Below are 11,459 nucleotides of genomic sequence, written 5' to 3'. Positions count from 1 at the left end.
GCTTTATTCGGCCCAGGTGATCATGCCCGAGTAGGCGGAAACAATCACCACGATGCCGAACACGATGCGGTACCAGGCGAAGGGGGTGAAGGTATGCGTGCTGATGTAGCGCAGCAGCCAGCGGATGCAGGCGAAAGCCGAGGCGAAAGCCACCACGGCGCCAATGCTGAACAGCGGCAGGTCGGCTGCGGACAGCAGCGCGCGTTCTTTCCACAGCGAGTAGAAGGTCGCAGCCAGCAGGGTCGGGATCGCGAGGAAGAAGGAGAACTCGGTGGCCACCTTGCGCGACAGGCCGAACATCATGCCGCCGATGATGGTGGCGCCGGAGCGGCTGGTGCCGGGAATCAGGGCGAAGACCTGGGCGAAGCCGACCTTCAGCGCATCCAGTGTTGTCATGTCGTCCACCGACTGCACGCGCACGGCGACCGGGTTGTCCCTGGCGCGGCGCTCTACCCAGAGGATGACCAGGCCGCCGATAATGAAGGCCAGCGCCACCGGCAGTGGCGCGAACAGCACGGCCTTGATCTTGTGTTCGAACAGGAAGCCCAGCCCCGCGGCAGGCAGGAAGCCGACTGCCACGTTGAGCGCAAAACGGCGCGCGCGCGCTTCGCGGAACATGCCGAACAGCACTTCGCCTATCTTCTTGTGGAACTCCCAGATAACGGCAACCATGGCGCCGCCCTGGATGGCAATCTCGAACACTTTGGCTTTCTCGCCGGTGAAATTCAGCAGGCTGCCCGCCAGTACCAGGTGGCCGGTGGAGGAAATCGGCAGGAACTCGGTAAATCCTTCGACCAGACCCATGATCAGAGCCTTCAGCGCGAGAACGATATCCATTGTGATTTTGCTAAGTGAGTCGGTGGGCGGACGCGGGCGGGATGCTGCGCGGGCACGAAGCTTACCATGAGCGCGGTCCACCGATGCACTTGAGTCAAGAGTAGCGCCCATGCCAAGGCGCCGGTTTGCGCTGCGTCAGGAGTGGACGCGCACCAGGCGGCTGCTGGCGGCGACCAGCAGCAACGCGCCGCCGAGGACGGCAAACGCCAGCTCCAGGCTGGTCAGGTGGGCCATGAAGCCGATCAGGGCCGGGCCGGCCAGGACGCCGGCGTAGCCGATGGTGGTAATGGCGGCGATCGCCAGGCTGGCGGGCATGGCGCGCTGGTTGCCGGCGGCAGTGAACAGGATGGGCACGATATTCGAAGCGCCCAGGCCGACCAGCACGAAGCCGGCCAGGGCCGCGGCTGGCGAAGGCGAGGCGACTGCCGTGAAGAAGCCGGCGGCGGCGCACAGGCTGCCCGCCAGCAGCACGCGGCGCCCGCCGAAACGGCGCACTACGCGGTCGCCGGTCAGGCGGCCGGCTGTCATGGCGACGGCAAAGGCGGCGTAACCAAGGCCGGCGCGGCCTTCCTGCAGGCCGCGTTCGGCGGTCAGGAACACCGCGCTCCAGTCCAGCATGGCGCCTTCGGCCAGGAAGACGATGAAGCACAGGACGCCGATAAAGATCACGGCGCCGTGCGGCATGACGAAGGTTGGCGTATTGCTGTCGCGTGCTTCCGGCTCGTGCAGCATGTCGGGACTGGCGCGCCACAGCAGGGTGGCGCTCAGGGCGACGACGGCCAGGCAGGCGCCCAGCGGGCCGCTGCCAAGCCACAGCAGCAGGGCCATGCCGCCGGCGCCGGCGAAGCCGCCCAGGCTGAACATGCCGTGGAAACCCGACATCAGCGCGCCGCCGCTGGCCTTTTCGACAATCACCGCCTGCACGTTCATCGCCACGTCCATGGTGCCGAGCGAGGCGCCGAAGACGAACAGCGCCAGGCCAAGCAGCAGCGGGGTGGGCGCCAGCGCCAAAGCCGGCAGGGACAGGCAGACCACCAGCGCCGACCACAGCACCACCTTGCGGCAGCCAAAGCGCGCCGCCAGCGCGCCGGTCAGCGGCATCGCCAGCAGGGAGCCCAGGCCCAGGCACAGCAGCAACAGGCCAAGCGGTCCCTCGGCCAATTGCAGGCGCTCCTTCGCAAACGGCACCAGCGGCGCCCAGGCAGACATGGCCAAGCCCGCGGTCAGGAAGGTCAGGCGGGTGGCCAGTCGGTGGCGGTGGTCGATGGTTTGGTTCATGGCTGAAGATTCTAGCATGGAACCGTTTCCATCGTCGCGCTCAGGGCGTGGTGGCGCGTTCCAGTGCGGCCAGCCAGTGCATGGCCTGTTCGCGCGTTGCGCCGCACATCTCGGCCGAAGGCTGCAGGCCGCCGCAGAACGCCGGGCGTTCCGGCTTGCCGAAGATCTTGCAAAGCTGATCGTCGCCCAGCTGGATGCAGCGCACCCCGGCCGGCTTGCCGTTCGGCATTCCGGGAATGGGGGATGTGATCGAGGGCGCCGTGCAGCAGGCGCCACAGGCTGGGCGGCATTGGAAACTCATGGTGGGGCAGTATTTTACAGCTTCGGCCACCCAAGCCAGCGCATGGCCTGCTCGCGCGACTGCCCGCACACTGCTTCGTCGGCCTTGAATTCGACGCACACGCGGGGGCGTTCGGGCAAGCCATACAGCTTGCAGCGCATGTGTGAATCGAGCTGGATGCAGGGCACGCCCGCCGGTTTGCCTTCAGGCATGCCGGGAATCGGGCTGGAGATCGCGGGCGCCGTACAGCAGGCGCCGCATTGTGGACGGCACGGGATCGGGGTGCGGTTCACAGCCGTGCGGGCGGCTTTGCCTTGCTAATGGATGACGTGGTGCGTGCGGCCGCCGAAGGCCTTGAGGGCGTCGGACAGCGACACTTCAATCTGTCCCAGGTGGGCGTCGGCCAGCACCCAGGGTTCGCCGTCCGTGGCATGGCGCTTGGCCACTTCGCGTTCGACCATGGCCGCCATGCGCTCGTGCAGCACTTGCTGGTAGCGCGGCGAATCCGGGTTCCCAGCCTGGGCACGGGCGTACATATCGGCCCCTTCCCAGAGTTCCTGGATGCGCTCATCCCCAAGTCCGGAGGCGGCAGCCAGGACCTGCAATGTTGTCTTGTTATGCATTTTTACTCTCCCAGACACGTTCTTTGACGCGTACTTAGCAGTAAATACCTAATTCTCACGAATTACCAATCATTTTGCAGAAGTGGATCTTTATAACAACAGCTATTATCTTTCTGGCTAGATTGTAGGCCAAGTGCAGTCTGCTAGAATGGCGCACGTTATGTGATTGGTGCCTTCCCGCAAGCCTGCCGGGAGGTGAAACGGGAAGCCGGTGCCGCGCGAGAATGCCATCTTGCGCCAGTCCGGCGCAGCCCCCGCTGCTGTAAGCCGGACGAAGCTGACCAACGCCACTGTGCATCGCACGGGAAGGCCAGGCCAGCGGAGGATGAAGGCGAGCCAGAAGACCGGCCAGTCACTTTTGATTGTGCGAAGCCCGGGGTGTGGTTTTGCGTACTCGGAATCCTGCTGTGCCTACCACTACCTTTGCCCGGACCATTGTGGTCCTGCTATGTGCGTTCGCTTGCGCGCGTGCCAATGCCGCCGTGCTGTTTGCCATCGTGACCGAACGCGCCGCGCCTGTCGCCATCGAGGCGGCCCATCGCCACCTGGCCGGCCATCCCCAGGACCGTATCGTGTTGCGCACGCCCGCGCAATGGATGGCGGCCGACGACAAGCAAGCCGCCCAGTGGCTGGCGCAGGCCGACAGCATCCTGGCGGTATCGCTGTTCGGCGACCCGGCCCGGCGCCTGAAGGAATTCTTGCCGCGCCATGCCCGCCCGCAGGCCAGCGTGCTGGCCATGAACGGCGAGGCCACGCTTAGCCTGCTGTCGCGCGGGCGGCAAGGCAGCCTGCAGGGCTTTTCGCCTGAAACGCTGCGCCAGCTCTCGACCGAGCAGCCGCCGGAAGCGGCACTGCAGGCAGCCAGGGCGCGACCGGCGGCAGGCCAATGGCTGGCTGCGCGCCAGGTATGGCAGGCCGGTGGCCGCGACAACACGGCGGCCCTGTTTGCGCACCTGCTCGACCCCTCGCGCGCCCTGGCCGAGCCGCAGCCGGAACCGACGCTGCGCCTGCGCGTTGGCCAGCGCGAACTGCACGACGCGGCGGCATGGGGCAGGGCGGCGCAGCTAGGCCTGCAGGCGCGCCCTACCGTGGTGGTGCTGGACTTGTCGAACATGGATGGCACGGTGCCCGATGCCGTCTGCAAGCAGGTCGAACGCAATGGCCAGCAATGCGTGCAGGTGCTGCCGCGCTGGGGCGGCGCCTCGCGCGAGGCGCTGGAGCGCTTGCCGGAACTGATTGCGCCCGCCGTGCCGGCCGCCATGGTGGTGCTGCAGGATTTTGTGGTGGGCGCCGCCGAAGGGCGCGAAGCCGTCAGCGAGGCATTCAGGAAACTCGATATCCCATTGTTCAAGGCGATCCGGCTGTCCGACCGCACGGCCATGCAATGGCGCCTGTCGCCGGACGGCTTGCCGCCTGATTCGGTGCAGTACCGCGTGGCGCTGCCCGAGCTGCAGGGCATCGGCCAGCCCATCGTGGTGGCGGCACTGGGCGAGCCGCAGCGCGACAAGCTGACCGGCATCGAGAATCGCCCGCCGGTAGTACTGGCGGCGGAAGCGGAGCGCCTGGCGGCGCGCGTCGAGCGCTGGCTGGCCTTGCGCGCCAAATCCAACCGCGACAAGCGCGTGGCGCTGGTGTACTACAATCACCCGCCGGGCCGCCAGAACATCGGCGCCGACAACCTTGATGTGCCGGCTTCGCTGTTCGACATGCTGCACGCCCTGAAGGACGCCGGCTACACGGTCGGCGAATTGCCGGCCACGCCGGAAGCGCTGCTTGACCGCATCATGGCGCACGGCGTCAACCTGCCTGAGGACCGCGGCGCCTTGCGTGAACTGGCGGGCTCCGTGAACAGCGTCAGCGCCGCCGATTATGCGAAGTGGTTCGCGACGCTGTCGCCGCGCGTGCAGGGAGAAATGACCAGCGGCCTGCTGGGCCGCTTGCACGCCGACGTGCTGGAAGCGGAAGCTGCCGGCGAATGGGCACTCGGCCGCAAGCAGGCGGAAGTCGTGATCAAGGAACTGCAGCACCTGGTGGAGGGCGCCGATCATCCGCAGCGCGAGGCAGCGATCCGCGACCTGGCTGCGCTGTCCGATGGCTATGCGGGCTGCCTGCGGGCGAAGGCGCCGCGCCGCTGCGCTGCGCTGGAGCCGCTGCGACGCCGGGTCGCGTCCTACGGCATCGAGGGCTTGAAGGGCTGGGGGCCTGCACCGGGCAAGATCATGGTCGACAGCGGCAAGCTGCTGGTGCCGGGCATCCAGTTCGGCAACGTATTCATCGGACCACAGCCGCCGCGCGGCTGGGAAGTGGACGAAGAGCTGCTGCATGCGAATACCAGCGTGCCGCCCCCGCACCAGTACCTGGCCTTCTACCACTGGCTGCGCGACCGCTTCAAGGCCGATGCGCTGGTGCATATCGGCCGCCACTCGACCTATGAGTTCTTGCCGGGGAAGGCGGTCGGACTTTCGGCCGACGACTTTCCCAGCCTGATCGCGGGCGACCTGCCCGGCATCTATCCCTATATCGTGGACGGCGTCGGCGAAGGCACGCAGGCCAAGCGGCGCGGCCTGGCGGTGATGGTTGACCACCTGACGCCGCCGCTGGCGTCCACGCCGCTGTACGACGAACTGCTGTCGCTGCGCCAGATTGTGGAGAGCTACGAGGCAGCCAGCTCCGACACGCTGAAGGCCAAGGCGGCGCAGCTGATGCGCGAGCGCGTTGTGGCCCTGAACCTGAAGGCGGAACTGGAAGCGTCGATGGCCGACGTGCTGGCCGTGCGCGGCATCGGCTTCGACGCGGCCGACGACGACCTGCTGGCGCACGAAGTGGGCCACTACCTGACAAAGCTGCAGGAAAAGTTCATGCCGCACGGCCTGCACATCTTCGGGCGTCCGTGGAAGCGGGACTCCATCGACCTGATGCTGGAATCGATGAAGAAGGGCGGCATCGACGATCCTGAGGTTGCGCGCAAGCTGGCTGCGTCGCCGCTCAATGAAATGCGCGCGCTGCTGGCGGGCCTGGATGGCCGCTTCATCGAACCGGGCAAGGGCAACGATCCCCTGCGCTCGCCGGAAGCGCTGCCGACCGGCCGCAATTTCCATGCGGTCGATGGCGATATCCTGCCGACCAGAATCGGCTACCAGATGGGCTCCAGCCTGGCGGCCAAGGCTGCGGCGCGTGAGCATTCCGATGCGGGCAGCGAAGGCATCCTGCTGTGGGCATCCGATGCGGTGCGCGATGAAGGCGTGATGGTGGCGTTCGCGCTGGCGATGATGGGCGCCGAGCCGGTATGGAATGCGCGCGGCATCGTCAACGATGTGCGGCTGGTGCCGGGCGCAGTGCGGCGCGATGCGCTGGTGACCACGTCCGGCCTGTTTCGCGACCTGTACCCGAACCTGATCCGCCTGATCGACCGCGCCGGTCGAATGTCATTGGCCGCCTCCGCTGCGGGCATCGCCGAGCAGGAGCCTGCATTGCGCGAGGCACTGGAAGCTGCGCTGGCGCCGCTGGGCAGCAGCGCAGGCGCCGGCAGCGGCAGCACCGGCGCCAGTGCCAGCGCTGCATGGGGCCGCGAGCCGACAGCGAACAACCGCGTGGCGCGTGAATGGCTGGTGCGCGTGCGCGCGCTGCAAGCGGGCGGCATGCCGCTGGCCGATGCCGGCCGCGCCGCCGCCCAGCGCATCTTCGGTGACGCTCCTGGCGCTTACGGCGCCGGCGTCAACCGCCTGACCGAGCGTTCCGGCGCCTGGCGCGAGCGCGACGAGATCGGCAAGGCTTACCGCAACCGCATGGGGCACGCCTACGGCCTCGATGCGAGCGGCGAGGCAAACCATGCCGCCTTTGACGTGGCGTTGGACGGCATCACGCGCACCTACCACGGCCGCGCCAGCAACCTGTACGGCCTGCTCGATAACAATGACGCCTTCGATTACCTGGGCGGCCTGTCGCTGGCCGTCGAGAGCCGCACCGGCCGCGTGCCGGAAGCGCTGATCCTGCAGCACGCACAGCCGGGGCGCGCCGACGTTGAGCCGCTGGCTTCCGCCATGCTGGGCGAACTGCGCGGCCGCTTCCTCAACCCGGCGTGGATCAAGCCCCTGATGGGGCATGGTTATGCCGGCGCCCGCACCATGGGGCAGGAGTTCCTGGAGAACCTGTGGGGCTGGCAGGTCACGCGCCCGGACCTGGTGAAGAACTGGGCCTGGGATGAAGTGAAGGCGGTCTACTTCGACGATGCGCATGGACTCGGCCTGCCGCAATTCCTCGGCCAGCGCCACAACGCGCACGCCAAGGCGCATATGCTGGCGATCTTCATGGTGGCGGCCGAGAAGGGCTACTGGAAAACCGACGATGCCACTATCAGGAATATGGGCGGCGAACTGGCCCGCCTGGTTGCCAGCAACGGCTTGCCGGGCAGCGGCCACACTGCACCTGACCACCCGATGTGGCAATGGCTGTCGCCGCAGCTCGATCCGGCCGACGCGCAAGCTTTGGCCAGCACCCTCGCCAAGGCGCGCGGCGATGCGCTGGCTGCCGAGGCGTACGCCACTGCCGTTCCGGCCGGCGCCAACGCTGCCGCCGGCGCGCAACCCGGCTCTGCGCCAGCCAGCGCCGCTGCCTCGCAAGCGGAAGCCGCGTCCGAGGCAGCTGCGCGCAACAGCGCTGCGCCCGACGCAGCCCGCCCGGCGCAGCAACGGCGCACCACGCACGACGCCGCCGAAATGGGCGCCGTTGCGCGCGCAAACGCCCAGTCGGCGCAGCCGCGTGCCTACGAGTTGCGCGATCTTGCCGAACCCACGCAATCCCCCGCCGAGCGCGCCATGCACCTGCTTGCCCTGTTGGCCGCCCTGGCCGCCGGCCTGGCCCTGTTTGCGCTGGGCGTGCATCGCGGCATCCAGACACCCATCCTCAAAGGAGCACACCAATGATCGACAACCAAACCTACGCCTGGCTGCACGACGGCGTCAGCTACCTCCTCGCGCCGGCGCTGCTGGCCCTCCTCGTCGCGTGCGCCATTGCGGCAGTGGAAGCAGGCATCGCCGCCGGCGAACGTTTCAGCGGATTGAAAAAGCTCCGCGCAGCCGGCAACGCCGCCCACATCCAGGCCCTTGCCCGCCATCGCCTTGAGCGCGCCGACCTGCTGGCCCGCATCCCCCCGATGCTGGGCCTGATGGCCACCATCATCCCCCTTGGCCCAGGCCTGGCAGCCCTTGGACAGGGCAACCCCGCACAACTAGCCAGCGCCGTCACCGTCGCATTCGACGCCACGGTTCTCGGACTGGTTGCCGGCATTGCCGGCCTGGTGATCGGCAAGCTGCGCCGCCGCTGGTACGAAGAAACGCTCGACGCCATGGAGCACGCGGCATGAGGGACCAGCTCCAAGCCCCCGGCAATGCCGCCGTCCCGGCCCGCAAGCGCCTGCGTCTGTACCGCCACCTCGATTCCCGCTTCGACGACAGCGACGAAGACCCGCGCGCCAGCCTGGTCAACCTGGTCGACGTGATGCTGGTGTTCGCCTGCGGCCTGATCGCAGCCATCGCCGGCAGCCAGGGCGCGCTCCAGCACAAGCCGGTGGAGAAGGGCCGTCAGATCGAGCGCCCCGCCGACGGCGTGACGCAAGCCGGCAGCGGTTACGACCGCGTCGGCGAAGTATTCCGCGACCCCAAGACCGGCCAACTGGTGCTGATCGAACCCGCAAAGACCGAAGCGGCCCCGCGCCCTTAAGCGTAGGTGAGGATGTCCTTCTGCACGCGTTCCAGGTGCTGGCGCACATAAAAGCGCGCCGCCTCCTGGTTGCCGCTGGCGATGGCTTCGTAGATCAGGCGGTGCTCGTAGACGTACAGGCGGGCGCGGGCCGGATCGTGGATGCCGGTATCGCGCAGCTGGCGCCATAGCGGCTCGTCAACCGCGCCCGCGACGACGCCGGCGATGGCGATCATGACCGGGTTGCCGCTCATCGCGGCAATGCGCTGGTGGAACTGGCGGTCGAGTTCATTCCATTGCTGGCGCGCCCCAGCATCGGCCCAGTCGCTGATTGCCTCCATCTGGTCCAGCAGTCCTTCCATTTCCTGATCGCGCTTGCCCACTGCCGCCGCAAATTCGGCGATCAGCGGTTCGATGGCCAGGCGCGCGGCCAAGGTTGCGCTTGGGCTGGTATCGGCCGCCAACGGCGCGCCGGCCGCGCGGATCGCGTCCAGCGCCCCTGGAAGCACATAGGTGCCGGAATTGGGCCGGGTCTCCAGGATGCCGCGATTGACCAGCGCAGCAATCGCCTCGCGCACCGTGGCGCGGCCAACGCCCAGCGCCAGCGACAGGCTGCGTTCCGCCGGCAGGCGTGTGCCCGTTGCATATTCCCCGCCCAGCACCATGCCCTGGAGGCGGTCGGCGACGATCTCGTACAGTTGCGGCGCCTGCAGGGCGGAAGCGAGTTTGTTCATTTTGGTCTTTTTAATAGTCCAATGTGGTTATAATTTGAACCAATTTTACCAAGCCTGCTGCCAACCATGCTGACGTTTTCCCGTACGATCCACACTATCGACGCCCACACCGGCGGCGAACCGCTGCGCATCCTGATGAATGGCCTGCCCGCCATTCCCGGCGCGACCATCCTCGAGAAAAGGGCGTGGTTGAAGGAGCACCGCGACGATCTGCGGTGCTTCCTGATGAATGAACCGCGCGGCCATGCCGACATGTACGGCGCCTACCTGCTGCCGCCTGTCACGGCGGATGCGGATTTCGGCGTCATCTTCATCCACAATGAAGGCTATAGCGATATGTGCGGCCACGGCATCATCGCCCTCGGCAAGGTGCTGGTGGAAATGGGGCACGTTGAGCGGCAAAGCCCGGTCAGCCGCATTGGTTTCGATACGCCGGCCGGCTTCATCGAAGCGCGCGTGGCATGGGACGGCCAGCGGGCAGGGGAGGTGACCTTCAGGAATGTGCCGGCCTTCATCCTGGCGCGCGACCTCGAGGTGGAAACGCCGGGCTTCGGCTGCATCACCGGCGACATCGTGTTCGGCGGCGCTTTCTACTACTACATCAACGGCGCGCAAGCGGGGCTGGAGGTGCGGCCGGAACAGGTGCGCGCGCTGATCCAGCTCGGCGCGGAAACCAAGGCGGCCGTCATCGCCAAGACGCGCGTTCGCCATCCCCTCGAGCCGGGCCTGGACCAGTTGTACGGCACCATCATCGACAGCGCGCCGAACCGCCCCGGCGTGGACCAGTCGAACGTCTGCATCTTTGCCGACCGCGAAGTGGACCGCTCGCCCACCGGCACCGGCACTTCCGGCCGCGCGGCCCAGTTGTTCCTGCGCGGTCAACTGCCGTTTGGACAGCCCTATGTGAACGGCAGCATCGTCGGCAGCGCCTTCACCGTGCGCGTGACCGAAAAAGTGAAAGTGGGCGAGTTCGACGGCGCTATTACCGAAGTCACAGGCAGCGCCCATATCAGTGGCTTCAACCAATGGGTGCTGGAAGACGCCGACCCGTTCCCGACCGGCTTCTTTTTCCGCTGAAGCCATGCAGATCTTCGATCCCGCACAAACTGCCCAGGCCTTGCCCTACGACCGCCTGGTCGACGCGTTGGCCCAAGCCGTCAGGGAACTGGCCGCAGGCATCATCAAGGCGCCGGAACGATTGGCGGTCGGGATCGATGCGGGCGGCACGCTGCTCTGCATGCCTGCCGTCGCCCCCGATCTTGGCGTCACCAAGCTGGTTACCGTCCATACCGATAATGCGCGGCACGGATTGCCGGCGATCCAGGGCGAAGTGGTGATGTTCGATTCCGCGACTGGAAAGCGCCTGGCGCTGCTGGATGGACCCACCGTCACGCAGCGCCGCACCGCGGCCATGTCCCTGCTTGGCATCCGCACGCTGGCGCCGCGCAAGCCCGCAACGGTGCTGCTGATCGGCACCGGGGCGCAGGCGGCGGCGCACGCCGAGGCGCTGGCCGACTACTTCGGCGTGGCAGAACTGCATGTCGCCGGCAGCAGCATGGCGAAAGCGATGCAGTTTGCCGCCGTGCTGCGCGCCCGCCATCCCGGCGTGAACATCGTGCCGGTCGGGGAGGGCGAGTTGGCGCAGCATGCCGCAGCGGCCGACGTGGTCATTGCGCTGACCACCTCGCGGCAACCGGTCGTTCCCGCTGCGTTACCGCCGCATACATTGGCTATCGGCGTGGGCGCATTCCGCCCCGGCATGGCCGAACTGCCGCCCGAATTGCTGCATGCCCGCCAGGTCGTGGTGGACGACCTGGCCGGTGCACGGCACGAAGCCGGCGACCTGCTGCAAGCAGCCATCGCCTGGGATCGGGTGCAGCCTCTTGCCGATATCCTCGCCGGCGCCGCGCCGCGCGGGCCGCTGGCCCCGGTCTTCAAAACGGTCGGCCAGGCCGCTTGGGATCTGGCGGCCGCCCGGGTAGTATGTGCGATTTGATAACAAGGCACAGG

11 protein-coding genes and 1 riboswitch are annotated in these 11,459 nt (G+C 67.4%); of the genes, 5 read left to right on the top strand and 6 right to left on the bottom strand.

The window, feature by feature from the left end; all coding sequences use genetic code 11:
* Positions 1–3: 3 nt before the first annotated feature.
* From ACN9MZ_RS27885 to ACN9MZ_RS27865, 5 genes are all read right to left on the bottom strand, one after another.
* Complete coding sequence (locus ACN9MZ_RS27885) at positions 4–837, bottom strand: undecaprenyl-diphosphate phosphatase (protein WP_426340043.1); 834 nt, start codon at positions 835–837, stop codon at positions 4–6.
* Positions 838–972: 135 nt separating this feature from the next.
* On the bottom strand, positions 973–2,115 hold the full coding sequence (locus ACN9MZ_RS27880) for an MFS transporter (RefSeq protein WP_426340042.1): 1,143 nt from the start codon (positions 2,113–2,115) through the stop codon (positions 973–975).
* 40 nt (positions 2,116–2,155) lie between these two features.
* The gene (locus ACN9MZ_RS27875) at positions 2,156–2,416 is read right to left on the bottom strand and encodes a YkgJ family cysteine cluster protein (protein ID WP_426340041.1); all 261 of its coding nucleotides are present in this window, start codon (positions 2,414–2,416) and stop codon (positions 2,156–2,158) included.
* Positions 2,417–2,430: 14 nt separating this feature from the next.
* Positions 2,431–2,673, bottom strand: coding sequence for a YkgJ family cysteine cluster protein (locus tag ACN9MZ_RS27870; protein WP_426342964.1), 243 nt, complete (start codon positions 2,671–2,673; stop codon positions 2,431–2,433).
* Positions 2,674–2,712: 39 nt separating this feature from the next.
* Positions 2,713–3,018, bottom strand: a complete 306-nt coding sequence (locus ACN9MZ_RS27865) for a hypothetical protein (protein ID WP_426340040.1) — start codon at positions 3,016–3,018, stop codon at positions 2,713–2,715.
* A 150-nt stretch (positions 3,019–3,168) separates the two neighbouring features.
* A riboswitch (cobalamin riboswitch) is annotated at positions 3,169–3,385 on the top strand.
* A 40-nt stretch (positions 3,386–3,425) separates the two neighbouring features.
* Between ACN9MZ_RS27865 and ACN9MZ_RS27860 the strand changes: the two genes are divergently transcribed.
* From ACN9MZ_RS27860 to ACN9MZ_RS27850, 3 genes are read left to right on the top strand one after another with little or no spacing between them, the layout of a single operon-like run.
* Positions 3,426–7,940 (top strand): cobaltochelatase subunit CobN, encoded by a 4,515-nt coding sequence (locus ACN9MZ_RS27860; RefSeq protein WP_426340039.1) that lies wholly within the window; start codon positions 3,426–3,428, stop codon positions 7,938–7,940.
* The gene (locus tag ACN9MZ_RS27855) at positions 7,937–8,380 is read left to right on the top strand and encodes a MotA/TolQ/ExbB proton channel family protein (RefSeq protein WP_426165572.1); all 444 of its coding nucleotides are present in this window, start codon (positions 7,937–7,939) and stop codon (positions 8,378–8,380) included. The genes ACN9MZ_RS27860 and ACN9MZ_RS27855 overlap by 4 nt, the downstream gene beginning before the upstream one ends.
* On the top strand, positions 8,377–8,736 hold the full coding sequence (locus ACN9MZ_RS27850) for a hypothetical protein (RefSeq protein WP_426340038.1): 360 nt from the start codon (positions 8,377–8,379) through the stop codon (positions 8,734–8,736). Before ACN9MZ_RS27855 ends, ACN9MZ_RS27850 begins: the two co-directional genes overlap by 4 nt.
* On the opposite strand, the gene ACN9MZ_RS27845 is transcribed toward ACN9MZ_RS27850, so the two are convergent.
* The gene (locus tag ACN9MZ_RS27845) at positions 8,733–9,449 is read right to left on the bottom strand and encodes a FadR/GntR family transcriptional regulator (protein ID WP_426340037.1); all 717 of its coding nucleotides are present in this window, start codon (positions 9,447–9,449) and stop codon (positions 8,733–8,735) included. The genes ACN9MZ_RS27850 and ACN9MZ_RS27845 overlap by 4 nt on opposite strands.
* Before the next feature lie 66 nt (positions 9,450–9,515).
* Between ACN9MZ_RS27845 and lhpH the strand changes: the two genes are divergently transcribed.
* On the top strand, positions 9,516–10,526 hold the full coding sequence (gene lhpH, locus ACN9MZ_RS27840; protein ID WP_426340036.1) for a trans-3-hydroxy-L-proline dehydratase: 1,011 nt from the start codon (positions 9,516–9,518) through the stop codon (positions 10,524–10,526).
* Between the two features lie 4 nt (positions 10,527–10,530).
* On the top strand, positions 10,531–11,445 hold the full coding sequence (locus tag ACN9MZ_RS27835) for a delta(1)-pyrroline-2-carboxylate reductase family protein (protein WP_426340035.1): 915 nt from the start codon (positions 10,531–10,533) through the stop codon (positions 11,443–11,445).
* The last annotated feature ends 14 nt before the right edge of the window (positions 11,446–11,459 follow it).

Origin of the sequence: Pseudoduganella sp. S-14 (genome assembly GCF_049913285.1) — a bacterium.
Taxonomy (GTDB): Bacteria; Pseudomonadota; Gammaproteobacteria; order Burkholderiales; family Burkholderiaceae_D; genus Rugamonas.
Note: the sequence above shows the minus strand (reverse complement) of the source record. Positions and strands in the feature narration are given on the sequence as shown.